At 69.4% G+C, this 25,497-nt stretch carries 21 protein-coding genes; 8 read left to right on the top strand and 13 right to left on the bottom strand.

Going from position 1 to position 25,497, the window contains the following annotated elements:
* Position 1: 1 nt before the first annotated feature.
* The gene (locus AL346_RS15075) at positions 2–1,177 is read right to left on the bottom strand and encodes an ABC transporter ATP-binding protein (RefSeq protein WP_053194074.1); all 1,176 of its coding nucleotides are present in this window, start codon (positions 1,175–1,177) and stop codon (positions 2–4) included.
* A gap of 164 nt (positions 1,178–1,341) precedes the next feature.
* On the opposite strand from AL346_RS15075, the gene AL346_RS15070 reads away from it, so the two are divergent.
* Together AL346_RS15070 and AL346_RS15065 are read left to right on the top strand one after the other, a co-directional pair.
* Positions 1,342–2,739 carry a glutamine synthetase family protein gene (locus AL346_RS15070; RefSeq protein ID WP_019403562.1) on the top strand — a complete coding sequence of 466 codons (1,398 nt, stop codon included), beginning with the start codon at positions 1,342–1,344 and terminating at the stop codon, positions 2,737–2,739.
* A gap of 29 nt (positions 2,740–2,768) precedes the next feature.
* Positions 2,769–4,049, top strand: coding sequence for an FAD-binding oxidoreductase (locus AL346_RS15065; RefSeq protein ID WP_019403561.1), 1,281 nt, complete (start codon positions 2,769–2,771; stop codon positions 4,047–4,049).
* A gap of 208 nt (positions 4,050–4,257) precedes the next feature.
* Here AL346_RS15065 and AL346_RS15060 read toward each other — a convergent pair whose 3' ends face one another.
* Both AL346_RS15060 and AL346_RS15055 read right to left on the bottom strand, forming a co-directional pair.
* The gene (locus AL346_RS15060) at positions 4,258–4,944 is read right to left on the bottom strand and encodes a Crp/Fnr family transcriptional regulator (protein WP_019403560.1); all 687 of its coding nucleotides are present in this window, start codon (positions 4,942–4,944) and stop codon (positions 4,258–4,260) included.
* Positions 4,945–5,106: 162 nt separating this feature from the next.
* Positions 5,107–5,799, bottom strand: a complete 693-nt coding sequence (locus AL346_RS15055; protein ID WP_026015372.1) for an aquaporin — start codon at positions 5,797–5,799, stop codon at positions 5,107–5,109.
* 647 nt (positions 5,800–6,446) lie between these two features.
* Between AL346_RS15055 and AL346_RS15045 the strand changes: the two genes are divergently transcribed.
* Entirely contained in the window at positions 6,447–8,318 is a 1,872-nt protein-coding gene (locus AL346_RS15045) for an ABC-F family ATP-binding cassette domain-containing protein (protein ID WP_019403557.1), read from the top strand.
* A 436-nt stretch (positions 8,319–8,754) separates the two neighbouring features.
* On the opposite strand, the gene AL346_RS15040 is transcribed toward AL346_RS15045, so the two are convergent.
* From AL346_RS15040 to AL346_RS15025, 4 genes are all read right to left on the bottom strand, one after another.
* Complete coding sequence (locus AL346_RS15040; protein ID WP_019401494.1) at positions 8,755–9,123, bottom strand: hypothetical protein; 369 nt, start codon at positions 9,121–9,123, stop codon at positions 8,755–8,757.
* A gap of 19 nt (positions 9,124–9,142) precedes the next feature.
* Positions 9,143–10,711 carry a S10 family peptidase gene (locus AL346_RS15035; protein ID WP_245258869.1) on the bottom strand — a complete coding sequence of 523 codons (1,569 nt, stop codon included), beginning with the start codon at positions 10,709–10,711 and terminating at the stop codon, positions 9,143–9,145.
* 123 nt (positions 10,712–10,834) lie between these two features.
* Entirely contained in the window at positions 10,835–11,287 is a 453-nt protein-coding gene (locus AL346_RS15030) for a DNA polymerase III subunit chi (RefSeq protein WP_019401496.1), read from the bottom strand.
* Between the two features lie 11 nt (positions 11,288–11,298).
* Positions 11,299–12,801: a leucyl aminopeptidase gene (locus AL346_RS15025; protein ID WP_019401497.1), complete on the bottom strand. Its 1,503-nt coding sequence runs from the start codon at positions 12,799–12,801 to the stop codon at positions 11,299–11,301.
* Between the two features lie 218 nt (positions 12,802–13,019).
* Between AL346_RS15025 and lptF the strand changes: the two genes are divergently transcribed.
* Genes lptF through rsmA form a run of 5 tightly spaced genes read left to right on the top strand, consistent with a single transcriptional unit; the run spans position 13,020 to position 19,700 of the window.
* A complete protein-coding gene (gene lptF, locus AL346_RS15020) occupies positions 13,020–14,180 on the top strand; it encodes an LPS export ABC transporter permease LptF (RefSeq protein ID WP_019401498.1) in 1,161 nt (386 codons plus the stop codon).
* A 1-nt stretch (position 14,181) separates the two neighbouring features.
* Entirely contained in the window at positions 14,182–15,273 is a 1,092-nt protein-coding gene (gene lptG / locus AL346_RS15015; protein WP_019401499.1) for an LPS export ABC transporter permease LptG, read from the top strand.
* A gap of 38 nt (positions 15,274–15,311) precedes the next feature.
* A complete protein-coding gene (locus AL346_RS15010; RefSeq protein ID WP_019401500.1) occupies positions 15,312–17,834 on the top strand; it encodes an LPS-assembly protein LptD in 2,523 nt (840 codons plus the stop codon).
* 1 nt (position 17,835) lies between these two features.
* Entirely contained in the window at positions 17,836–18,846 is a 1,011-nt protein-coding gene (pdxA, locus tag AL346_RS15005) for a 4-hydroxythreonine-4-phosphate dehydrogenase PdxA (protein ID WP_019401501.1), read from the top strand.
* Positions 18,843–19,700, top strand: coding sequence for a 16S rRNA (adenine(1518)-N(6)/adenine(1519)-N(6))-dimethyltransferase RsmA (gene rsmA / locus AL346_RS15000; protein ID WP_053194072.1), 858 nt, complete (start codon positions 18,843–18,845; stop codon positions 19,698–19,700). The genes pdxA and rsmA overlap by 4 nt, the downstream gene beginning before the upstream one ends.
* Before the next feature lie 112 nt (positions 19,701–19,812).
* Here rsmA and gmk read toward each other — a convergent pair whose 3' ends face one another.
* The 6 genes from gmk to fabG form a co-directional block, all read right to left on the bottom strand.
* Positions 19,813–20,484 carry a guanylate kinase gene (gene gmk / locus AL346_RS14995; protein WP_019401503.1) on the bottom strand — a complete coding sequence of 224 codons (672 nt, stop codon included), beginning with the start codon at positions 20,482–20,484 and terminating at the stop codon, positions 19,813–19,815.
* A complete protein-coding gene (locus tag AL346_RS14990; protein WP_019401504.1) occupies positions 20,481–21,368 on the bottom strand; it encodes a YicC/YloC family endoribonuclease in 888 nt (295 codons plus the stop codon). The genes gmk and AL346_RS14990 overlap by 4 nt, the downstream gene beginning before the upstream one ends.
* A gap of 110 nt (positions 21,369–21,478) precedes the next feature.
* Positions 21,479–22,825 (bottom strand): endolytic transglycosylase MltG, encoded by a 1,347-nt coding sequence (gene mltG / locus AL346_RS14985; protein ID WP_040403905.1) that lies wholly within the window; start codon positions 22,823–22,825, stop codon positions 21,479–21,481.
* 88 nt (positions 22,826–22,913) lie between these two features.
* Entirely contained in the window at positions 22,914–24,173 is a 1,260-nt protein-coding gene (fabF, locus tag AL346_RS14980) for a beta-ketoacyl-ACP synthase II (protein ID WP_019401506.1), read from the bottom strand.
* A 75-nt stretch (positions 24,174–24,248) separates the two neighbouring features.
* Positions 24,249–24,488: an acyl carrier protein gene (locus AL346_RS14975; RefSeq protein ID WP_019401507.1), complete on the bottom strand. Its 240-nt coding sequence runs from the start codon at positions 24,486–24,488 to the stop codon at positions 24,249–24,251.
* A 262-nt stretch (positions 24,489–24,750) separates the two neighbouring features.
* Positions 24,751–25,488, bottom strand: a complete 738-nt coding sequence (gene fabG, locus AL346_RS14970; RefSeq protein WP_019401508.1) for a 3-oxoacyl-[acyl-carrier-protein] reductase — start codon at positions 25,486–25,488, stop codon at positions 24,751–24,753.
* Positions 25,489–25,497: the final 9 nt, after the last annotated feature.

Raw genomic sequence — 25,497 nt, 5'->3', positions numbered from 1 at the left:
TTCACCGCGTCAGGACGACGCCCGCCTCGGGCGCGAAGTGAACGAAGACCTCGTCGTCCCAACTCAGGGGCCGCTCGACGAAACGGGTGGCATTGGCGCGCGAGACCCGCAGCGTCCTGCCGCTCGCCAGGCGCACCAGGTAGATCGTCCAGTCACCGAGATAGCCGATGTCCCAGACCGTGCCGGCGAAGACGTTCGGCGTCCCCGCCGGCGGCGCCTCGTGGGTCAGCACGAGCTTCTCGGGACGCAGGGCAAGCGCCACCTCCCGGCCGGGCTCCAGGGGCTCGGCGACGCCGGCGATCGAAACCGGGGCCGGCGCATCGGCGACGGCAAGCGTGCAGCGCCCCTCCCCGGCTTCGCTCACCTTGCCTTCGAGGATGTTCACGTCGCCGATGAACTCCGCCACATAGCGGCTCGCCGGCTGCTCGTAGATCTCGCCCGGGGTCGCGACCTGGACGATGCGGCCGTGGTCCATCACCGCGATGCGGTCGGCCATAGTCATCGCCTCCTCCTGGTCGTGCGTGACGACGAGGAAGGTCATGCCGAGCTTCACCTGCAGGTCCATCAGCTCGAACTGCGTCTCCTCGCGCAGCTTCTTGTCGAGCGCGCCGAGCGGCTCGTCGAGCAGCAGCACCTTGGGGCGCTTGGCAAGGGCACGGGCGAGCGCCACGCGCTGGCGCTGGCCGCCCGAGAGCTGGGCCGGACGGCGGCGGGCAAAGGGCTCGAGCTGCACGAGGCGCAGCATCTCGACGACCCGCTCGGCGATCTCGGCCTTCGGCAGCCTGTCCTGCTCGAGGCCGAAGGCGATGTTGCGCTCCACGCTCATGTGCGGGAAGAGCGCGTAGGACTGGAACATCATGTTGACCGGGCGCCGATAGGGCGGCACGCCGGAGAGGTCCTGGCCGGCGAGCACGATGCGCCCCTCGCTCGCCGCCTCGAAGCCCGCCAGCATGCGCATCAGCGTGGTCTTGCCGCAGCCCGAGGGCCCCAGGAGGCAGAAGAACTCACGCTCGAAGATGTCGAGCGACAGGTCGGCCACCGCGGCGACGTCGCCATAACGCTTGGTCACCCGCTCGAAGCGGATGAAGGGCGTCGCCGCAGGATCGGCCCAGGGGGCGAAATCGCGGCGCACGGCGCCGATTGCCAGCGACCCGCGCCTGCGCCCGTCGACAGCCATGGACATTCCGGCACTACCTCCCAAACCGGACCCTCGCGGGCGCGCACGTTAGTCGCAGCCGGGCCCCGCGACAACAAGCGAGAGCCACGCCTTTCGGCGATGGGGGGCAGTTGACAGGCCGGGGGGCGGCACCGTTACCTCTTCGGGCATATCAGGCGGATGACATGGCCAAGAAAAGAGCGCACCAGAACAAGGCATCCCACACCCCTCGCGGCGCCGCCTCCATCGAGGAAGCCCGCGCCTTCGTCGACAAGCGCAACATCGAGGAAATCGAGTGCGTCGTGCCGAATCAGGCCGGCGTCGCGCGCGGCAAGGTGATGCCGGCGGAGAAGTTCTTCGGCGGGCCGACCATGAGCCTGCCGGGCGCCATCTTCTACCAGACGATCGCCGGCGACTATCCGCACGAGGTTCTCGATAAAGACGCCCCGGCGGACGGCGACCTCGTGCTGGAGCCGGACTTCTCGACCATCGCCCTCGTGCCGTGGGCGAACGACCCGACGGCGCAGATCATCCACGAGGCGTTCTACCGCGACGGCCGCCCCGTGGAGCACGCCCCGCGCCAGCTGCTGAAGCGGGTGATCGAGCTCTATCACCGCCGCGGCTTGCAGCCCATCGTCGCACCCGAGATCGAGTTCTACCTCGTCAAGAAGAACCTCGATCCCGACTATCCGCTGGAGCCGCCGATCGGCCGCTCGGGCCGGGCGGAGATCGGCCGGCAGGCTTATTCAATCGCCGCGGTCAACGAGTTCGACGACCTGTTCGAGCTCATCTACGACTACTCGGAGGCGCAGGGGCTGGAGATCGACACCCTGATCCACGAGGAAGGCGCCGGGCAGATGGAGATCAACCTGCGCCACGGCGACCCGCTCGACCTCGCCGACCAGGTCTTCCTCTTCAAGCGCACCATCCGCGAGGCGGCGCTGAAGCACGACATGTACGCGACGTTCATGGCCAAGCCCATCGCGCATCAGCCGGGCTCGGCCATGCACATCCACATGTCGGTGACCGACATCGAGAGCGGCCGCAACGTCTTCTCGGACAAGGACGGCAAGCCGACGGACGAGTTCTTCTCCTTCCTCGCCGGGCTGCAGACGCACCTGCCGGCGGCCATGTCGATGCTCGCCCCTTACGTCAATTCCTACCGGCGGCTGACGCGCTATTCGGTGGCGCCGATCAATGTCGCCTGGGGCTACGACAACCGCACCACGGGCCTGCGCATCCCGCCGTCGGACCCATCCGGGCGGCGCGTCGAGAACCGGGTGCCCTCCTCCGACGCCAATCCCTATCTCGCCATCGCCGCCTCGCTCGCCTGCGGGCTGCTGGGCCTCGAGGCCGGGCTCAAGCCGAGCGATCCGGTCGTCGGCTCCGCTTATTCGCTCGACTACGACCTGCCGCGCGGCATCCTCGAGGCGGCGGCCGCGCTCGAGGAGAGCGAGGCGCTCACCGGCCTCTTCGGCGACAGCTTCGTGCGCACCTATACGGCCGTGAAGCGGGCCGAGTTCGAGACCTTCATGGAGGTGATCAGCCCGTGGGAGCGCGAGTTCCTGCTGCTGAACGTGTGACCCGCGAGCCCGCCGAAGGACGAGCGCCCGTGCCGAACCCCTCCGCCGGCGGCAATCTCTACGAAACGACGGCGCCGCCGCTCGCGCCGCAGCCGCCGCTCGACGGCCCCGCGCGGGCGGACGTCGCCATCGTCGGGGCGGGGCTGACCGGCCTCGGCGCTGCGCTGACGCTGGCGCGGGCCGGCCATGACGTCATCGTCGTGGAGAAGGGGCGCGTCGGCGCCGGCGCATCCGGCATCAACGGGGGACAGATCCATCCCGGCCAGCGGCGCGACCAGCGCTGGCTGGAGGAGAAGGTCGGCGAGATGCGCGCCCGCGCGCTCTGGGACTATGCCGGCGAGGCGCATCGCTGGCTCCTCGGGGTGATCGACGAGGAGGCCATCGCCTGCGCGTTACAGCGCGGCCTCATCACGCTGGCGCACCGCCCCGCCCTCTTCCGCGACCTCGCCGCCGACGCCGAGCATCTGGCGCGGCACTACGGCGCGAACCACCTCACGGTGGTCGACCCGGCGGATCTGCCGCGCTACACGGGCGCCGAGGGCTATCACGGCGCCGTCTTCGATGCCGAGGGCGGCCATCTCGACCCGCTGGCGCTGACGCGCGGGCTCGCCGCGGCCGCCCTTGCGGCTGGAGCCCGCATCGCCGAGGACACGCCGGCGACGGCCCTTGCGAGGATGGGCGCGGGATGGCGCCTCGCGACGCCGCGGGGCGACATCGACGCGGCTTCGGTCATCGTCACCGGCGACGGCAACAACGGCCGGCTCGTGCCGACGGTGGCCGACCACGTCATGCCGCTTGTCAATTTCATGATCGCCACCGAGCCGCTCGGGCCATTGGCGGATGCGGTCTTCACCGGGCCCTATGCGGGCGCGGACACGCGCTTCGTGGTCAATTACTTCCGCCGCACGGCGGACGGGCGGCTCGTCTTCGGTGGGGGCGAAAGCTATGGCGCCACGCTGCCACCGAACTTCGCCGAGCGTGTGCGCCGGCGCATGCTGCCCATCTTCCCCATGCTGGCCGATGCCCGCATCACCCATGGCTGGGGCGGCGTGCTCGGCATCACCGCGCCGCGCCTGCCCTTCGTGCGCCAGATCGAGCCCGGCCTCCACGTCGCTTCCGGCTACAGCGGCCAGGGCGTCATGCTCGCCCCCTTCACCGGGCGGGCCATCGCCGAAGCCATCCTCGGCGACGACCGCCGCCTGTCGGTGATGACGGATCTTCCCGTGCCGAAACTGCCCGGCGGGCGCCTGCTGCGCCGGCCGCTGCTGATTGCAGCGATGCTCGGTTTCGGCCTGCTCGACAGGCTTTAAAAGCGGCGATGCCCTCTCGGGCATCAATTATCCGCTGGTTCCCGGCTCTCGCCTCACGCCTCGCGCATGCGGGCCGGGAAACGACGGCGTATATTGAGAGGAACCTCGTTCCCCGGACGCTTGGAGCGCAAGCGCAATGCGATCCGGGGCCCAGCACACCAAGCCGAGCCGAAGGCTCGCCGCAATCATTCGCAGTGCCGGCACCCGTCTAAAGGTCTTCGCGCAGTGCCTCGGCGACGCGCGCCTCGAGCACCTCCGGCTTCTTCAGCACGAGGGCGCCGCGTGTGCGCTCCACGAGGTCCTCGCTCGACAAAGTGGTGAATTCGCGCGTCACCTGCTCGCGCCGGCAGCCGATGCGGGCCGCGAGCACGTGGTGATAGGGCGGCGGCGTCACCACGCGCTCGCCGGGATGGCCGGCGCGCGGCTGCGACAGGCGCAGCAGCTCCGAATAGAGCCGGTGCCGCAGGTCGAGCACCGAATGTTCCATGAGGCGGGCGTTGAGCTCGCGCACGCGGCCGGCGAGCAGGCGCAGAACCTTGTCGCAGACGACCTTGGAGGCGAAGACGATCTCGCGGAAGACGGCGGCCGGCATGATGCACACCTCGCCGCGCGTCAGCGCCGTCACATTGGCCGAGCGCTTGACGCCGTCGATGGCGGCAAGCTCGCCGAAATACTGGCCGCCGCGCATCTCGCCGAGGATGACCTCCTTGCCCGACTGCGTGCGCACCAGGATGCGCACGTCGCCGGCGACGAGGAAGTAGACATCCGTCGAGGCGTCCTCGAAGTCGACGAGCACCTCGTCCTCGTCGAAACGGCGCCAGTTGCAGCGCGTCTCGAAGGGGCCGAGATCGATGTCGATGTCCTTGAAAAAGGCGACCCGCGCAAGCGATGCCATGGTTCCTCCCCCCTGCGGCCGAAGCACGAAACGGACAAGCCGCGACGGCGCGGCGCGTCAGCCCCGGCCGGCAGGCGCGCCACCCCTCAGACGACACGCCGCGCTGCATCGTTCTTTCCCCGGGCCGCAAGGTCAAGACCGCGGCCGGGGACAGCGTCGTCCTCAGGCCTCGAGCGCCCGCGAGCGGAAGGTGAGCCCGGCGCACAGCCCGCCGAGGATGGGCGCGACGATGAACAGCCACAGCTGCGCCAGCGCCTGCCCGCCGACGAAGACGGCCGGGCCGAGCGAACGGGCCGGATTGACCGACACGCCGGTGACGTTGATGAAGACGATGTGGATGACGACCAGCGTCAGGCCGATGGCGAGCCCGGCTGCGGGCGTCGCGCCGGCCCTCGAGGTCGCGCCGAGGATGACCGCGGTGAAGAGGAAGGTGGCGACGAACTCCGCCACGGCGGCGGACACGGTGCCGTATGCGCCGAGATAGCCCTCCCCCCAGCCGTTCTGCCCGAGGCCGCCGGTCGCAACGTCATAGCCGCCGGCCCGGCCGCTGGCGATGAACAGGAGGATCGCCGCCCCGACGATGCCGCCGAGACACTGGGCGATGATGTAGCCGGGAACGTCGGAGGTCGGCATGCGCCCGGCCGACCAGACGGCGATCGTCACGGCCGGATTGATGTGACAGCCCGACACCGGGCCGATGCCATAAGCCATGGCCGTGACGGCAAGGCCGAAGGCAAACGCGACAGGCAGCATGCCGAGCGGAAATGTAGCCCCATAGCCGCCGAGAACGACAGATCCGCAACCGAACAGAACAAGACAAGCGGTACCAAGCAATTCAGCCAAATATTTCTTCATGTCTGCCCCCTGGGCCTATTCGCCCTATAGACAGCCGGCCCATCGGGAATCAGGCCGGCGAGCAGACGCAATGGATCACCAATCGCCAGTCAAATAAAGCACAATATCTGCAAATAGATTCGGATTGAGAACAATTGCAAAGACTGCCGATCGAAAGACTAGGCAGGGGTATGGCAGATCTTCCATTCAGCCATTGCAACGGGCGAAGCGCGCTCGCCGTCACCCGGATCGGACATCCGCCGGATCGCTCATCGCGTGATGGTCAGGACAGGCGGGCCCGCACCTGCCCCTGCGCCACGTGACGGCCGGGGTCCTCGCCTGTCGGCGCCGGACCCTCGTGCTGGGGGCGGCGGCGGGCGCGGGCGGCAGCCGCCGCGCCCAGGCGCTCTCGACCACCACGACGATGCCGGCGGCGAGCGCGAGAACGGCGAGCACAAGGGCGCCGAGGGAATGCTGGGTATCGGAACGGCGACGCAACATGGGCGCGAATCACAAGCTGTTCACACGTGTTCAACAGGCCCTGCGTGACTTATCCACAGGGCGCCTTTGCGGCGGCATTGTGGCGGCGACGTGACGGGTGGCGGCGACGTTCGCGGCATGGTCCCGCCGGGGCTTGCCCGCCGGGGCGCGGCGCGCGACAAGACGCCATGCTGCACGTCAACGATCTCACCTACCGGCTCGGCGCCCGCGTCATCCTCGACGGCGCCACCGCGGCCTTGCCGCCGGACGCCCGCATCGGCCTCGTCGGCCGCAACGGCGCCGGCAAGACCACGCTGTTCCGCATCCTGCTCGGCGAGATCGCACCGGAGAGCGGCTCCATCTCCATTCCGCGCAACCTGCGCATCGGCGCGGTCGCGCAGGAGGCGCCGGGCGGGCCGGAGCGGCTCATCGACGTCGTGCTCGCCGCGGACAAGGAGCGCACGGCCCTCCTCGCCGAGGCCGAGACGACGGGCGATCCCATGCGGCGGGCCGAGATCGAGACACGGCTCGTCGACATCGACGCCCATTCGGCGCCGGCCCGCGCGGCCGCCATCCTGCACGGCCTCGGCTTCGATGCCGAGGCGCAGCAGCGGCCGTGCTCGGACTTCTCCGGCGGCTGGCGCATGCGCGTCGCGCTCGCCGCCATCCTCTTCTCGGAGCCGGACCTGCTCCTGCTCGACGAGCCGACGAACTACCTCGACATCGAGGGCACGCTCTGGCTCTACGACTATCTCGGCCGCTATCCGCACACGGTGCTCGTCATCAGCCACGATCGCGAGCTGCTCGACACGGCCGTCGACCACATCCTGCACCTCGACCAGGGCAGGCTGACGCTCTACCGCGGCGGCTACACCTCCTTCGACCGCCAGCGACGCGAGAAGATGGCCCTGCAGGCGAAGGCGCGCGTGAAGCAGGAGGCCGAGCGCAAGCACCTCATGGCCTTCGTCGACCGCTTCCGCGCCAAGGCGTCGAAGGCGCGGCAGGCACAGTCGCGCCTCAAGCGGCTGGAGAAGATGGAGCCGATCGCCCCCGTCGCGGAGGAAGAGGCCCTGCCCTTCGACCTGCCCGGCCCCGCGCGGCCGCTCTCTCCGCCCCTCGTTGCCATGGAAGGCGTCGGCGCCGGCTATGACGGGCGCCTCGTGCTCGACCGGCTCAACCTCACCATCCTGCCGGACGACCGCATCGCGCTGCTCGGCCCCAACGGCAACGGCAAGTCGACCTTCGCCAAGCTTCTGTCCGGCCGCCTGAAGCCGGTGAAGGGCGAGGTGCGCCATTCGCCGAAGCTCACGACCGCCTATTTCGCGCAGCACCAGCTCGACGAGCTCGTGCCGCAGGAAACGCCCGTCCACCATGTGGCCAAGCTGATGCCGGATGCGCCCGAGGCGCGCCAGCGCTCGCGCGCCGCACGCATGGGCTTTCCCGGCGCCAAGGCGGATACGCCCGTCGCCAATCTCTCGGGCGGCGAGAAGGCGCGGCTGCTGATGGGCCTTGCCGCCTTCGCGGGGCCGCATCTGCTCATCCTCGACGAGCCGACCAACCACCTCGACATCGACAGCCGGCAGATGCTGATGGAGGCCATCAACGACTACGACGGGGCGGTGCTGCTCATCAGCCACGACCGGTTCCTGGTCGAGGCCTGCGCCGACCGGCTGTGGCTCGTCGCGAACGGCACGGTGAAGGCCTACGACGGCGACCTCGACGACTATCGCCGCATGGTGCTCTCCGGCCCGGACAACGGCGGGCGCGGCGAAGGCACCGGCGGCGAGAAGGCCGAGCGGCGGCGCGAGGCGGCGCAGAAGCGCATCGCGCTCGGGCCGCTCCGCAAGCGCGTCGAGGCGCTGGAGATGCGGATGGAGAAGCTCTCGACCGCCATCGCCAAGGTCGATGCAGCGCTCGCCGAGCCGGATACCTTCAAGAAGAGCCCGGAGAAGGCGGCCGAGCTGTCGCGCATGCGCGCCGAGGCGGCCGACGCCCTGGCTAGGGCGGAGGAGGAATGGCTCGCCACCTCGGCCGAGATCGAGGCCGCGACCGCCGCGTGATCCGTTGAGAGACGATCATCGAGGGAATGGGGGTGGGGTCCCTGAAAAGGGAATTTCTGCCCCACCCATTCCGGTCTTATAGCACCGGAGGCCCTTCCCGAGGGAGGGAAGGGTCTGAAATGGACCGCCCTCAACGGGCGTCCACATGGCTAGGTTAACGCCATGTGAGCTGGATTCAAAGAGTTTTCCACAGGGCGGCCCGCCGTGCACAAGGGGTGCGCTGGCGGAGGGCAGCGACTCCCTGCTTCTGATCCGGTCTGCCCCACCATTGACTGGACGCCGCCGCCGGCACCGAGCCCGCCATGCGCCGTCATGGCGGGCTTGTCCCGGCCATCCACGCCTTTCAGCCTTGCGCAACGGCGAGGCGTGGATGCCCGCGACGAGCGCGGGCATGACGGCGAGGACGTTTGCCGGCCTAACTTTCCACGATCCGGGCCTATTCGACGATCCGGGTCAGGCGGTTGTCGGTGAAGAGGTAGAGCTTCTTGCCCGTCGGCTCCTGATAGAGCACCTGCACCTCGCGCTGGCCCTTGCCGCTCTCGCCGATGAGCACGTCGGTGGGCTGGCCCTTGAGGCCGACGAGCGCGCATTCGGTCATGCCGAGCGCGATGCCGGCCGGCCCGCCGGTGGCCGGGTTGAGGCTCGCGTCCGCCGTGCAGCGGCCGTCGGCGCCGAGCACCGGCTCGCTGGTGCCGGCATGCACGGTCACCGACCGGTCGTTGACGAATGCCGTGCCGCCCACGTTGGCGCTGCAGGCGCCGAGCAGAAGGGCCGTGGCGCAGGCGAGCGCGTTCTTCATCATCATCGTGCTGTTATCCCGTCTCTCACTTGATCTCTTCGTAGAGTGGACGCACGGCGTCCGTCAGGGCGCGGCGCGAGGCGTCGCGCGTATAGAACATATGGCCGCCCGGCAGGACCTCGAGCCCGACGCGCCCGCCGTCGCTGCCGAGCGCCGGCAGCTGGTCGAGCGCGAGCTTGGAGGCGAAATAGGGCGTCACCAGATCGGTGAAGCCGTGCACGACGAGCGCCCGCGCCCGCCCATCGAGCGCCAGCGCGTCGGCGAGGTCGCCGAGCGCCTGCGGCTGGCGGCGGCCGGAGCCCCAGTTCCAGCGGCCGCTGACCTGCCGGTTGAGCAGGTGATAGCGGCCGTCGACCCTGTAGCCCAGTTCACGCGCGAGATAGTCGACGCTCGCGCTGGTGAGGGGCGCGACCGAGCCGTCGAGCACGGGATCGTCGAAATCCGACCGGGCGGCGAAGGGGTCCGGATCGAGCCCAGTGACATTGCCGTCGTAATAGCTGCCGACCCGCTCGCGATCCCTGTGCAGCTCGCGCACGAAGCTGCGCATGTCGACCCGGCCGGCGAGCCGGCGCACGAAGGCCTCCTCGAGGCCGGTGAAGCGGGTCACTTCAGCGACGAAACGCTCCGTCGCCTCCCGATCGCGCGGGCCGCGCAGGAAATCGGCGAGGAACGGCCCTCCGGCATAGCGCTCGGCCTCGGCGAGCTCGTCGCGGCTGGTGATGGTGCGGCCTCCCCTCTCCAGCGCCGTCGCGGCGAAGGAGGGCAACCGCGACGCCTTGGCGAGCGGCGACACCGCCCCGTCCTCGATGAGGTGGAAGTCGAGCACCGGCGAGATCATGACCAGCGTGCCGACGCCTACGCCGAAGCGCGTCTGCAGCGCGCGGGCGAGCTTCGGCACGCGAAAGCCGCCGTAGCTCTCGCCGACGAGCCCCTTGGGCGAGGCGAGGCGGTCATAGCGGTTGAGGAACTGCCATACGAAACTGCCGAGCGCCGAGATGTCGCCATCCACGGACCAGTAGCGGCGGCGCACCTCGCCGTCGCTCGTCAGGAAGCGGCTGAAGCCGGTGCCGACCGGATCGACGAAGACGAGATCGGTGAAGGGCAGCCAGCTCTCCGCATTGTCGCTCAGCACGGGCGGGCTCGACGGCACCTCGCCCTCGTTGCCGAAGGACAGGCGCCGCGGACCGAGCGCACCGATGTGCAGATAGGCCGAGGCCGCGCCCGGCCCGCCGTTGAACGCAAAAGTGATCGGCCGCCGCTGCGGATCGGCGCCCTTCCTGAAATAGGCGACGAAGGCGATGTCGGCCTCCTCGCGGCCGTTGGCGCCCTCCAGCACGATGCTGCCGGCGATGGCCTGGTATTCGATCGTCTCGCCGCCGATCGCGATCTGGTGCTCGGTGGTGACGGCCGGCGGCAGGCGCGGGGTCCCGGAGCGCTCGCGGCGGGCGTCGCTCCGTGGCTGGCCACCGTGGTCATCCGCCTGCGCCGCGGCGGCGGGGCTACCCTCGCCTTCCTCCTGCGCGGCCAGCGGCGCGGCAAGGCCGAGGGGAAGAAGCAGCGCAAGCAGAAGCAGGAGAGAGGCGCGTTTCAGCATGGGTCCGTCCGGCTGGCGCATTTGGAAGGGATGTTCCGCGTGCGATGGGTGGCTGCACCGACAGGGGGCCGGCAACGGCCGAGCGGCAGTGGTGCGTCGGACCCGTGGCAGGAAAAAGGCCGTTCAAGCCTTCTTGATCCAGCGGCCCGCCTCGTCCTGCTGCCAGTAGGTGGCGGCGAGGCCCATCTCGCGCGCCCGCTTCCACTCCTGGCGCGCGGCGGCGAGCGCCTCCTCGTCGTTGCCGTCGAACATCAGCACGATGCGCTCGTAGCCGTCGACGGCCTCCGGCAGGCGCGCGGCGGCGGCGAGGAAGCGCACCTGCGCGCCATTGGGGTTGTGCGCCCCGGTGGTGAGGAGAACGGGCTGGCTCGCCGCATCCCCCTCCTTCTCGGTGCCGTGGGGCAGGAAGCTCTCCTCCGAGAAGGTCCACAGGTGATCGTCGAGCGCGCCGAGACGCTCCTCGTCGGGCACCTCGACGACGACGCGCCAGCCGCGATCGAGGCTCCTCGTGACGAGCACCGGCAGCACCGCCTCGAGCGGCTGGCGCTGCAGATGATAGAAGAGCACCTCGGCCATGGCGTTCCCGGTCAGCTCTCGTAATGGTCCTTGACCAGCCGGTCGAGCAGCCGCACGCCCCAGCCCGAGCCCCAGCTCTGGTTGATGTCGTTCGCCGGCGAGGACATGCCGGTGCCGGCGATGTCGAGATGCGCCCACGGCGTGTTGTTGACGAAGCGCTGCAGGAACTGGGCCGCGGTGATGGAGCCGCCGTTGCGCCCGCCGGTGTTCTTCATGTCGGCGAACTTGGAATCGATGAGCTTGTCGTATTCGGGCGCGAGCGGCAGGCGCCACACCTTCTCGCCCGTTGCGCCGCCGGCGGCGGCGAGCCGCTCGGCGAGTTCGTCGTTGTTGGTGAAGAGGCCGGCGTGCTCGGTGCCGAGCGCCACCAGGATGGCGCCGGTCAGCGTCGCGAGGTCCACCATGAAGGCGGGGCCGTACTTGTCCTGCACGTGCCAGAGCACGTCGGCGAGCACGAGGCGACCCTCGGCGTCTGTGTTGATGATCTCGATGGTCTGGCCCGACATCGAGGTGACGATGTCGCCCGGACGCTGCGCCTTGCCGTCCGGCATGTTCTCGACGAGGCCGATCGCGCCGATGGCGTTGACCTTCGCCTTGCGTGCGGCGAGCGCGTGCATGAGGCCGACGACGCAGGCGGCGCCCGCCATGTCGCCCTTCATGTCCTCCATGCTCTGCGACGGCTTGATGGAAATGCCGCCCGTGTCGAAGGTGACGCCTTTGCCGACGAAGGCGACGGGCTTCACGTCGTCCTTGGCGCCGTTCCAGCGCATGACGACGACGCGGCTCTCGTTGTGCGAGCCCTGGCCGACACCGAGCAGCGCCCGCATGCCGAGCTTCTTCATGGCCTTCTCGTCGAGCACCTCGATGTCGACGCCGAGCCTGGCGAGCTCCGCCGCACGGTCGGCGAAGGCGGCGGGGAAGAGCACGTTCGGCGGCTCGTTGACGAGATCGCGGGCGAGGAAGACGCCGTCGGCCACCGCCGCGCGCGCCTTCCAGGCGCGCTTGGCCGCCGCCGGATCGGCGACGTGGAGCGTGACCCGCGCCGGCGCGCCGCCGTTGTCGTCGTCCTTCTTCTTCGTCTTGTAGCGGTCGAAGCGGTAGGAACGCAGGAGAAGGCCGAGCGCAAAATCAGCCGCGGCCTCGGCCGAAACGGGCGCTTCGCCCGGCGCCTCGAAGAGGACGCGCGCATGACCGCCGGCCGAGAGCTTCGCGCAGACGGCCCCACCCAGGGCAGCCCAGTCGAGCTTGGCCCGCTCCTCGCCCTCGCCGAGCCCGGCGACGATCAGCCGGTCGGCGGAAAGGCCGTGCGGAGCAGTCAGCACGAGCAGGCTCTTGGCCTTGCCCTTGAAGCGCTCGAGATCGGCAGCGCGCGCGATCGCCTCGTCGAGACCCGCCCCGACGACACCGGCAGCGGCGAGCGCGCTCTTGCGGTCGGCGCCCACGAAGACGACCACGTCGCCCCCGTCCGTCAGCTTGTCGTAAGGCTTGAACTCGAGCTTCACGTTCTGCGCCATGTCGTCGTCCCCGTTGCCGTTCTGCGCGCGGCCCGGCAGTTGCTGCCGCGAATCCGGCCCGTCGTCCGTGGCACATATAACATGCGCGGTTGCCTTGGGCAGGCCGGCGCGGGAATGACAAGAAAGCGAGGCGGCACGTCTTGCCTCTTGCCGAAGTGGCTGCGGGAGATTAGCTCCAAGCCCACGAAGGACGGACAGGGCGCGACCGGGCGAGATTGATGGGCCAGATCGAGCGATACATCATGCGCAATGCGGCCGTCGCCTTCGTGGCCTGCCTCGTGGCGCTCACGCTCGTCATCTGGGTCACGCAGATCCTCCGGGAGCTCGACCTCGTCACCGGCAAGGGGCAGACCTTCGCCATCTTCCTCACGGTGACGATGCTGTCGCTGCCGGCGCTCATCACCATCATCGCGCCCGTCGCCCTGTTCATCGCCACGCTCTATGCGCTCAACAAGCTCAACGGCGATTCGGAGCTCATCGTCATGAGCGCGGCCGGCATGGCGCCGGCGCGGCTGCTGCGGCCCTTCGCGGCCATCATGCTCGTGGTGAGCATCGTCGTCGCGGCCATGACGATCCACCTCATGCCGGCGAGCTTTGCCGCCCTGCGCGATCTCATCACGCAGATCCGCGCGGATTTCGTCGCCACGATCGTCAAGGAAGGCCAGTTCACCACGCTCGAATCGGGCCTGACGTTCCATTTCCGCCAGCGATCCGGCGATGCGCTGCTCGGCATTTTCATGCAGGACCGGCGCGATCCGGAGCGGACGACGATCTACCTCGCCGAACGCGGCCAGACGGTGGACGTCGAGGGCCAGAGCTACCTCATCCTCGAGAAGGGATCGGTGCAGCGGCAGGAGCCGAACAGCCGCGATTCCGCCATCGTCACCTTCGAGCGCTACGCCATCGACCTGTCGAGCTTCGGCCAGGACGGCGGCGACATCGTCTACAAGCCGCGCGAGCGCTCCACCATGGAGCTTCTCTTCCCCGACAGCGAGGAGACCTACTACAAGATGCAGGAGGGGCGCTTCCGCGCCGAGCTGCACGAGCGCTTCGCCGCTCCGCTCTATGCCATCGCCTTCACGCTGATCGCCTTTGCCGCGCTCGGCGAGCCGCGCACGACGCGCCAGGGCCGCGGCTCGGCCATGGCCGCCGCGCTCGTCGCCGTCGTGCTGGTGCGCATCGCCGGCTTTGCGGCCTCGAGCGCCCTGGTGCGGACCCCGGCCGCGGTCGCCGGCGTCTACGGCGCGCCGATCCTCGGCAGCCTCGGCGCGCTCTTCCTCATCTTCGGCGGGCACGGCGTCAAGCGCCGCATGTCGCGCCTCGCCGATGCCGCAGCCGCGCGCCTCACCGCCTTCCTGCCGCGGGTGCGGAGAGCCTGACATGCAGCTCATCGGCCCGACGCTGACCCGCTATTTCTCCGCCCGCTTCCTCGTCATGATCGCGGGGGTCTTCGGCACGGTCTTCGCCCTCATCTACACGCTCGATTTCGTCGAGCTGATGCGCCGCGCCGGCGACGCCCAGGGCGCCTCGAGCGGCCTGATGGCGACGCTGTCGCTGCTGCGCACGCCGGCGGTGGCCGAGCAGGTGCTGCCCTTCGCCATGCTCTTCGGGGCCATGGCGGCCCTCCTCAACCTCAGCCGCCGGCTGGAGCTCGTCGTGGCGCGCGCCGCCGGCATCTCCGTCTGGCAGTTCCTGCAGCCGGGCCTCCTGGTGGCGCTCGGCATCGGCCTTGCCTCGGTCATGCTCTACAACCCGCTGTCGGCCCTGATGAAGCAGCAGGCGAGCGCGATCGAGGGGCGCATCTTCGCGAGCGCCACCCGTTCCTCCGCTGGGCAGGAGCTGTGGCTGCGCCAGAGCAGCGTCGACGGTCAGGCCATCATCCGCGCCGATGTCGCGGTGGAGAACTCGACCACGCTCGCGCGCGTCACCGTCTTCCTGTTCGCGCCCGACGGCGCCTTCCGCGAGCGCATCGAGGCGAGCCAGGCCGAATTGAAAGAAGGTTACTGGGATCTTAAGGACGCGCGCATCCTCTCCGTCGATGCGGAGCCGCGCAGCCACGACAGCTATCATCTGGCAACGACGCTGGACCCCGCCCAGGTCAGGCAGAGCTTCACCTCGCCCGACGCCGTGCCGTTCTGGAGCCTGTCCGGCGTCATCGAGCGCACGGAGCGGGCCGGGCTCGACGCCACCCGCTACCGCCTGCAGCGCGACATGCTGCTGGCGCGGCCTTTGCTGTTCGTCGCCATGGTGCTGGTGGCCGCATCTTTTTCCTTAAGGTTTTTCCGATTTGGTGGTGTAGCGCGGATGGTTCTCGGTGGCGTCGTCGCAGGCTTCGTGCTTTATGTTGCGACCGAAGTCATGAAGGACCTCGGCGCGTCGGGCCTCGTCAGTCCGCCGGTCGCGGCGTGGTTTCCGGCAGTCGTTGGCAGCTTGCTCGGGGTGCTCGCCCTCCTCTACCAGGAGGATGGCTGATGCGCCGTGGGCCAGGCAGGAACCGGCAGGGTATGGGTATGCGCTCGAGTTACGGCACGGTCGCAGGGCTAGCGATCGCGGCGGCGCTATGCGTCGGCGCGTCGGGGCCGGCGATCGCGCAGGGCACGCTCAACGACCGCCTTACCGCGACCGCCCAGCAGAGCAGCAACCAGGACGAGCGCCTCGTCGTCGAGGCGCGGGAGATCGTCTACAACAACGACAAGAACACGGTTTCGGCCGTCGGCGACGTGCACCTCTACTACCAGGGGCGCGTGCTCGAGGCCGACAGGGTCACCTATGACCGCAACACCCGCCGCGTCCATGCCGAGGGCAATGCCCGGCTGACCGAGACCGACGGCACCGTCGCCACGGGCGAGCGATTCGAGCTGACGGACGACTTCCGGGACGGCTTCATCGATTCGCTGCGCGTCGAGACGACCGACAGGACCCGCTTCTCCGCCCCGCGCGCCGAGCGCACCAGCGGCGAATCCACCGTCTTCGAGAAGGGCACCTACACCGCCTGCGAGGCCTGCAAGAAGGACCCCACACGCCCGCCGCTGTGGCAGGTCAAGGCCGCCAAGATCATCCACAACAACAGCGAGCAGATGATCTATTACGAGGACGCCACCATCGAGTTCTGGGGCGTTCCTCTCCTCTACATGCCGTATTTCTCGACGCCCGACCCGACGGTGAAGCGCAAGACGGGCTTCCTCGCCCCGCGCTTCGTGACCTCCACGTCCCTCGGCTACGGCGCCTCGCTGCCGTTCTTCTGGAATCTGGCGCCGAACTACGACCTCACCATCACGCCGACCATCCTCAGCCGCCAGGGCCTGCTCGGCCAGGTGGAGTGGCGGCACCGGCTGATGAACGGCTCCTACAACATCCGCGCGGCCGGAATCTTCCAGCAGGACAAGGACGCCTTCCTGCAGCCGCCGTTCGGCGCCGGCGACAAGACGTTCCGCGGCTCGGTGGAGTCGACGGGCCGCTTCGACATCAACCAGCAGTGGAAATGGGGCTGGGACGTCGCCGTCCTCTCGGACAAGTGGTTCCTGCAGAACTACAAGATCAAGAGCGAGAGCCTCACCTCGACCTATTTCAAGGAATCGACCTCGACCGTCTACCTGACAGGCCGCAGCGACACCGGCTTCTTCGACCTGCGCGGCTACTACTTCCGCGCGCTGACCTACGAGGACTGGCAGAAGCAGCAGCCGATCGTGCACCCGGTCTTCGACTACAACAAGCGCCTGCCCGGCCCCAGCTTCCTCGGCGGCGAGGTCGCGATCGACGCCAACGTCACCAGCCTGACGCGCGACGCGGCCCAGTACGCGAGCGTGCCGAACGCGCTGTCGACGCCGTTGTTCACCTACACGAACGGGCAGTCGATCTACTACACCTGCTCGACGTTCACCCCGGCGGACTGCCTCGTGCGCGGCGTCGGCGGCACGACGACGCGCGCCTCCGTCGGCCTGTCCTGGCGGCGCAGCTTCATCGATCCGCTCGGCCAGGTGTGGACGCCCTTCGCCGGTGTCCGCGTCGATGCCTATGCGCTCGACATCAACACCACCCGCTACCAGAACGGCGAGATCTCGAACTTCCTCAACCCGAACGAGAACTTCCTCGCACGGGCCATGCCGGCCGTCGGCATCGAATATCGCTACCCGCTGATCGCCGCCACCAACGGCCTCGGCACGCACACCATCGAGCCGATCGGCCAGATCGTGGTGCGACCGAACGAGACGCGGATCGGGCAATTGCCGAACGAGGACGCGCAGAGCCTCGTCTTCGACGACACCAACCTGTTCGAGTGGAACAAGTTCTCGGGCTACGACCGCGTCGAGGGCGGCGTCAGGGCCAATGTCGGGATCAAGTATGCCCTGACCATGGACAACGGCGGCTATGCCGACGTGCTCTTCGGCCAGTCCTACCAGCTCGCCGGCACGAACTCCTATGCCGCGGGCGACATCGCCCATGTCGGCCTCAACTCGGGCCTCGACACCTCGCGCTCCGATTATGTCGGCCGCGTTCATCTTGCGCCGAGCTCGAAGCTGTCCTTCACCGGCCGCGGACGCTTCGACGAGGAGAATTTCGGCCTGCGTCGCCTCGAGCTGCAGGCCAATGCGGTGCTCGGGCCGGTCACGACCAGCGTGATGTATGCCCGCTACGCCGCCCAGCCGGAGCTCGGCTATCCGACGCGCCGCGAGGGCCTGCTGACGAGCGCCAACCTGAAGCTGTCCGAAAACTGGTCGCTGAACGGCTCGATCCTGCTCGATCTCGACCGCTACCTCCAGGACCGCCAGCGCTACATCGAGAACCCGAGCCAGCCCTATGCCAAGTCCAATCCCTGGACCGTGGCCGGCGTCTCGCTCGGCGCCGTCTACCAGGACGAGTGCACGCTGTTCGGCATCACCTATTCGTCAAGCTACAAGGACGCCGCCACCGGCACGAAGAACCGCGACCAGACGGTCATGTTCCGGCTGGAGCTCCGGACGATCGGCGAGGTCAGCTACCAGTACCAGATCGACAGCGGCTCCTCGGTCACGGACGGGGTGAGCAGCAACTGACATGGCTGGCGACACGGTCCTCGCGCTGACGCAGGGTGATCCCGCAGGCATCGGCCCCGAGATCACTCTCAGCGCCTGGCTGCGGCGCCGCGAAGAGGGCCTGCCGCCCTTCGCGTTCATCGGCTCACCCGCCTTCATGAAGGGCCTCGCCGGACGCCTGTCGCTCGACGTCGCGATTGAGGAGGCGACGCCGGACACCGCCGCCGCGCTGTTCGATACGGCCCTGCCCGTCATCGACATCGGGCACGCCGTCGATGCCGTTCCGGGCACCCCCTCGCCGCGCTGGGCGGCCGGCACCATCGCCGCCATCGACCTTGCGGTGCGCCTGACCCAGGAGGGCCGCTGCGCGGCCGTCGTCACCAATCCGATCGCCAAGCACGTCCTCTACGAGGCGGGCTTTGCCCATCCGGGCCACACGGAATATCTCGCCGCGCTCGCCGCCGGCCCCGGCGAGCCCGCGCCACATCCGGTCATGATGCTGTGGAGCGAGGAGCTCGCGGTCGTGCCGGTCACCGTCCACATCCCCCTTGCCGCCGTTCCGGCGGCGCTGACGCGCGAGCTGATCGTGGAGACCGGGCGCATCGTGGCGCGCGACCTCAAGGAGCGCTTCGGCATCGCCCGGCCGCGGCTCGCGGTCGCCGGCCTCAATCCGCACGCCGGCGAAAAGGGCGCGCTCGGATCGGAAGACGAGGCCGTCATCGTCCCGGCGGTCGCGGCCCTGCGCGCGGAGGGCGTCGAGGCCGGCGGCCCCTACCCCGCCGACACCATGTTCCATGCCCGGGCGCGGCGCGGCTATGACGCGGCGCTGTGCATGTATCACGACCAGGCGCTCATCCCGATCAAGGCGCTCGCCTTCGACGAGGCGGTCAACGTGACGCTCGGCCTGCCCTTCATCCGCACGTCGCCGGACCACGGCACGGCTTTCGACATCGCCGGCAAGGGCGTGGCGCGGGCGGACAGCCTGTGCGCGGCGATCAGGCTCGCGGGCCGGCTGGCGGCGGCCGGGGCATGAGCGCCATCGACGACCTGCCGCCGCTGCGCGAGGTGGTGCAGCGGCACGGGCTGATGCCGAAGAAGTCGCTCGGCCAGAACTTCCTGTTCGACCTCAACCTGACCATGCGCATCGCGCGCGCCTCCGGCCCGCTCGACGGCGTCAACGTTGTCGAGGTCGGACCGGGCCCCGGCGGGCTGACCCGCGCGCTTCTTGCCGGCGGCGCGCGGCACGTGCTCGCCATCGAGCGCGACGAGCGCTGCCTGCCGGCGCTTGCCGAGATCGCCGAGCGCTATCCCGGCCGCCTCACGGTGATCAATGCCGATGCGCTTGAGCTCGACCCCACGGCCCATCTGCCGCCCGGGCCGGCGCGCATCGTGGCCAACCTGCCCTACAATGTCGGCACCGCCCTCCTCATCGGCTGGCTGACGGCCGAGCCGTGGCCGCCGTGGTGGGAATCGCTGACGCTGATGTTCCAGCGCGAGGTCGCCGAACGCATCGTGGCCGACGAGCGGCGCCCGAAGGACTATGGCCGCCTCGGCGTGCTGACGGGCTGGCGCGCGCAGGCCGCGATCGCCTTCGACGTCTCGCCCTCGGCCTTCGTGCCGCCGCCGAAGGTCGTCTCGTCGGTGGTGCGCATCCTGCCGCGGGCGGAGCCCGAGCCCTGCCGCCTCGGCGCGCTCGAGGCGGTCACCCAGGCCGCCTTCGGGCAGCGGCGCAAGATGCTGCGCCAGAGCCTCAAGGGCATCGCCGGAGGCGACGCGACGCGCCTCATCGCGGCTGCCGGCCTCACGCCCACGGCGCGCGCCGAAGAGATCCCCGTTGCCGGCTATCTCGCCCTGGCGCGGGCGCTCGATCGGGGCCCGGACCTTTGAGCCGTTGGTCCCCTCTCCGGGGCGTCGCCGCGCTCCTCGTCCACCACCGGTTCGAGCGACCGCTGATGTGCCTGTTGCGCCGATGGGCCGCGCCAACCGCCGGCGACGAGGATCAGCGCGGCGACCGGCCCTTCTCCTCGCTGAGCAGCTTGCCGACGAAGGCTTCGAGCCCGATGCGACGCTCGCGCTTCAGCCGCTCGGCCGTGAGGATCGCGACGAGCTCGTTGAAGGCCCGGCCGAGGTCGTCATTGACGAGGACATAGTCGTAGAGCGGCCAGCGGGCGATCTCGTCGCGGGCGTTCTGCAAACGCTTCGCGATGACGTCCTCGGCATCCTCGGCGCGGCGGTCCAGCCGCGCCTTCAGCTCCGCCATCGACGGCGGCAGGATGAAGCAGGTGACCACGTCCGGGCGCATCTTCTCGACGATCTGCTGCGTGCCCTGCCAGTCGATGTCGAAGACCATGTCCTGGCCGGCGGCGAGCGCCTCCTCCACCGGCCGGCGCGGCGTGCCGTAGAAGTTGCCGTGCACCTCCGCCCACTCGATCAGGTCGCCCCGGTCGCGCATGAAGATGAACTGGTCCTTCTCGATGAAATGGTAGTGCACGCCGTCGATCTCGGACGGGCGGCGCTGGCGCGTGGTGACGGAGATGGACAGGCGCAGCCCGAGCTCCGCCTTCTCGATCATGTTGCGCGTGAGCGTGGTCTTGCCGGCGCCGGAGGGCGAGGACAGGATGAGGACGAGCCCGCGACGCTCGATCGCGGGACCGGGGGAAGGCTTGCTCATTCGACGTTCTGGACCTGCTCGCGGAACTGCTCCACCACCGTCTTGAGGTCAAGACCGATGGCCGTCAAGGAGGCATCGCCGGCCTTGGCGCACAGCGTGTTCGCCTCCCGCGACAACTCCTGGGCGAGGAAGTCGAGCCGCCGGCCGATGACGCCGCCTTCGGCGAGCAGCGCGCGCACGCTCTCCACGTGGCTCTTCAGGCGGTCGAGCTCCTCGCGGATGTCGGCCTTGGCCGCGATGAGCACCGCCTCCTGGTGGAGGCGCGTCTCGTCGAGGCGCCGGTCACTGTCGATGAGGGCGGCCACCTGCCCGGCGAGGCGGGCCTTGATCGCCTCCGGCTGGCGCGCCGGGCAGGCCTCGGCGGCGGCGGCGAGCTCCGCGATGCGGTCGATCTGGGCGGACAGGATGGCGGCGAGCGCCTCGCCCTCCGCGGTCCGCGTGCTGACGAGCGCCGCGAGCGCCCGCGTCAGCCCCGCCTCGACATCGGCCGCAAGGCGCGTCAGCAGCGCCTCGTCGTCGGCATCGTCGATGATCTCGACGACGCCGCGCACGGAGAGCAGCCCGTCGAGCGTCGCCGGCGCGATGCCCGGCGGCAGCGCGAGGCCTTTGACGGTGTCGATGAGTCCGTTCAGCATGGCCGTGTTGATGCGGGCGACCGGCGTCTGCTCGGCGCGGGCGAGCGAGAGATTGGCGTGACACGTGCCGCGGCCGAGCGCCTTGCCGATCAGCTGCCGCGCCGCCTCTCCCATCCCTTCGTGGCCGGGCGGCAGGCGCAGGCGCAGGTCGAGCCCGCGGCCGTTGACGGTCTTGATCTCCCAGGCCCAGCGATAGGGGCCCGTATCGCCCGCCTCGCGGGCGAAGCCGGTCATGCTGCGAAGGGTCATGTTGCCTCGTCGAATGAAAAATCGGGCCGGCTCTCCGGCGCGGCCCGCAAATGCCGGCGCTTCGCCGAACCGCCTGCTGTCTTCGCAGCAGCCGTGCCGGCCGGCACGGCCTAATCCGTCAGAGTGCTGACGTCCGGCACCACCTTGGGCGAGGTGAGATCGAAGGTCTTGTTCCGCAACGGATCCTTCGGTGTCCCTTCCGAGGCGTCGTAGATCTTCGGTCCGCGGGAGCCGGCGGCGCCCTGCCGCTGCGGCTCGCCCGCCGGCTTGGCGCCCTCGGCCCCCTCTTCATCGGGGTCGACCCGGTCCACCTCGGGAGCGGTGCCGGTCGGCGCGCGCTCCGCCTCGATCCGGCGCCACTGCCGCACATTGCGGTTGTGCTGGTCGAGCGTCTCCGAGAAGGCATGGCCACCGCTGCCGTCGGCGACGAAATAGAGGTCGTTCGTGTTGCTCGGCCGCGCCGCCGCCTGCAGCGCGTCGCGGCCCGGATTGGCGATGGGGCCCGGCGGCAGGCCGGGGATGACGTAGGTGTTGTAGGGCGTCGCCTGGTTGATCTCGCTGCGCCGGATGCCGCGGCCGAGCGTGCCCTTGCCGCCGACGAGGCCGTAGACGATCGTCGGGTCGGACTGCAGCTTCATGCCCTTGCGAAGCCGGTTGACGAACACGGCCGCGACCCGCGGCCGCTCGTCCGCCACGCCGGTCTCCTTCTCCACGATGGAGGCGAGCACGATCAGTTCCTCGGGGCTTTTCAGCGGCAGGTCCGGATCGCGGTTGGCCCAGACCTCCTGCACCATGCGCTTGTGGTCCGCCTTCATGCGGTCGACCAGCACCTGGCGCGGCGTGCCGCGCGCCACCTTGTAGGTCTCGGGCAGCAGCGTGCCCTCGGCCGGCACCTCGGCGATCTGGCCGGTGAGCAGGTCGTTCTCCATCAGCCGGGCGACGATCTGCTCGCTCGTCAGCCCCTCCGGCAGGGTGATGGGGTGCAGCAGCGTCCGGCCCGAGGCGATGATGTCCATCACCTCACGCAGGCTGGCTTCGCGCCTGAAGAGGTACTCGCCCGCCTTGAGCTCGTCGTTCTTGCCCGTGGCGTAAAGGCCGAGCACGAAGAGGAGCGGATAGTCGATGACGCCTTCGCGCCGCAGCGTCTCTGCGACGGTCTGCCCGCCGCCGCGCACGACCACCGCCTTGTCCTCGGCGAGGGGCCCCGGCGCATCGAACTGCCGCTGGCCGAGATAGACGGCCGCGCCGAAGGCCAGCACCGCGATCATGATGAAGGTGAAGAAGGCGCTGAGCGCAGACAACAGCCCGCCACGGCGGCGGCGGGACACACGCGGCGGTGGGGGTGGTGCTACCATTGGCTTGATCGCCTCGCTCGGACTGCGTGGGGCGACGCGCGGCGCCGGGTCCACATTGCGCGCCGGATCCTGCGCCGACGATGCGTGCTCGTTGTCGCCCATCGGAATCAGGCTGGCCCTCCCGCGAAGAACTTGCCTTCGCCTCCAACACTAGGATCGATTATGGCGAAAGCACGCCGCCCGAGACAACTCAGGCGTCGACCCTGCGAAAAGCAAGTGATGCGTTCGTCCCTCCGAAGCCGAAGGAATTCGACAGCACCACGTTGATCTCGCGCTGCCGCGCCTTGTGCGGGACAAGGTCGATCGGCGTGTCCACCGACGGGTTGTCGAGATTCAGCGTCGGCGGCGCCACCTGGTCGCGGATCGCGAGAATGGAGAAGATCGCCTCGACCGCGCCGGCCGCGCCGAGCAGGTGCCCGATGGCCGACTTCGTGGACGACATGCTGATGTTGGCCGCGGCATTGCCGACGAGCCGCTCGACGGCGCGCAATTCGATCTCGTCGGCCATGGTCGAGGTGCCGTGGGCATTGACGTAGTCGAGGTCGGCGGCAACGATCCCCGCGCGCTTCAGCGCCGCCTGCATGCAGCGGAAGGCGCCGTCGCCGTCTTCCGACGGGGCGGTGATGTGATAGGCGTCGCCCGACATGCCGTAGCCGATGACCTCGGCATAGATGCGCGCGCCGCGCGCCCTGGCATGATCGTATTCCTCGAGCACGACGACACCGGCCCCCTCGCCCATGACGAAGCCGTCACGGTCCCGGTCATAGGGCCGCGAGCCCCTGGTCGGATCGTCGTTGAAGGCGGTGCACAGGGCCCGGCAGGCGGCGAAGCCCGCGAGCGACAGGCGGTTGATGGGCGATTCGCTGCCGCCGGCGACCATGACGTCGGCATCGCCGAGCGCGATCATGCGGGCCGCATCGCCAATGGCGTGGGCACCGGTCGAGCAGGCGGTGACGACCGCGTGGTTCGGGCCCTTGAGCCCGTGCTCGATCGACACGTAACCGGACGCGAGATTGATGAGACGCCCGGGAATGAAGAAGGGAGAGATGCGGCGGGGCCCGCGCTCCTCCAGCAGCAGGGAGGCATCGTGGATGCCGCCGATGCCGCCGATGCCGGAGCCGATCAGGACGCCGCTGACGATCTGGTCCTCGTAGGAGGACGGATGCCAGTCGGCGTCATCGAGCGCCTGCTTGGCCGCCGCCATCGCATAGACGATGAAGGGATCGACCTTGCGCTGCTCCTTCGGCTCCATCCAGGCGTCGGCATCGAACTCGCCCTCGCCGGCGCCGCGCGGAATGGAGCAGGCGATCTGGCAGGGAAGGTCCGACACCTCGAATGCCTCGACGCGCGAAGCACCGCTCTCGCCGGCCAGCAGCCGACGCCAGGTCACGTCCACGCCGCTGCCGAGCGGCGTAACCATCCCGAGGCCGGTGACGACGACACGTCTCATGCAATCACTCTGTCAGCAAGCCACAAGGCCGGCGCGGCGCAGATGGGGCGCCGCACGCCGGTCGACAAGGCCGGTTCAGGCCGCGACGTTCTTCTCGAGGAACTTGATGGCGTCGCCGACGGTGACGATCGTCTCGGCGGCATCGTCCGGGATCTCGACGCTGAACTCTTCCTCGAACGCCATGACGAGCTCGACCGTGTCGAGGCTGTCGGCACCGAGATCGTCGATGAAATTGGCGCTGTCCGTCACCTTCTCGGCGTCGACGCCAAGGTGCTCGACGACGATCTTCTTCACGCGCTCGGCGATATCACTCATCGGTTTGTCCTCAGTTCCACTTGTCGGAGGTCCGGGAGCATCAGTCTCACTCACGGACCCGGGAAAACACAACTTCCAGCTTGAGGCCGAGGCGGGGCGGGTTCTCTAAAAGCCCCCCTCCCGCACCCGGCCAGCCAGCACGAAACCCTTGGGTATCGGCGGGCACGGACAGGGTTAGAACGGCTTGTTAACATACTCGGATCGTGAAGGCGAGAGGCCTTGCCGGCCCGCCGAACCGATTCCAGAAGCCGCGATAAGTTGTTCAGAACATTGCCATTCCGCCGTTCACATGCAGGGTCTGCCCGGTCACGTAAGCGGCTTCGTCGGAGGCGAGATAGACGACCGCCGCGGCCACTTCCTCACCCGTGCCGAGCCGGCCGGCCGGCACGTTGCCGAGGATCGATTCCCGCTGCTTGTCGTTGAGCGCGTCGGTCATCGGCGTCTCGATGAAGCCGGGGGCGACGCAGTTGACGGTGATGCTGCGGCTCGCGACCTCGGCGGCGAGCGCCTTCGTCATGCCGACGAGGCCCGCCTTGGCGGCGGCGTAGTTGCCCTGGCCGGGATTGCCGGTGGCGCCGACGATGGAGCCGATGCCGACGATGCGGCCGAAGCGCCGGCGCATCATGCCCTTCACCGCCGCGCGCGACAGGCGGAAGGCGGAGGTCAGGTTGACGGCGATGACCGCGTCCCACTCCTCGTCCTTCATGCGCATGAAGAGGTTGTCGCGCGTGATGCCGGCGTTGTTGACGAGGATGTCGAGCCCGCCGAGGGCCTGCTCGGCCGCCGGCACCAGCGCCTCCACTTCGGCCGTGTCGGCGAGGTTGGCCGGCACCACGTGCACCCGCTCGCCGAGCTCGCCGGCGAGCTTTTCCAAAGCCTCGCGGCGCGTGCCGGAGAGCGCCACCTCGGCGCCGCGCGCGTGCAGCGCCCGCGCGATGGCGCCGCCGATCCCGCCCGTCGCGCCCGTGACGAGCGCCTTGCGACCCTTGAGTTCGAACATGCGACCCTC

Source organism: Chelatococcus sp. CO-6 (assembly GCF_001271345.1).
In the GTDB taxonomy this organism is placed as follows: Bacteria; Pseudomonadota; Alphaproteobacteria; order Rhizobiales; family Beijerinckiaceae; genus Chelatococcus_A; species Chelatococcus_A caeni.
Note: the sequence above shows the minus strand (reverse complement) of the source record. Positions and strands in the feature narration are given on the sequence as shown.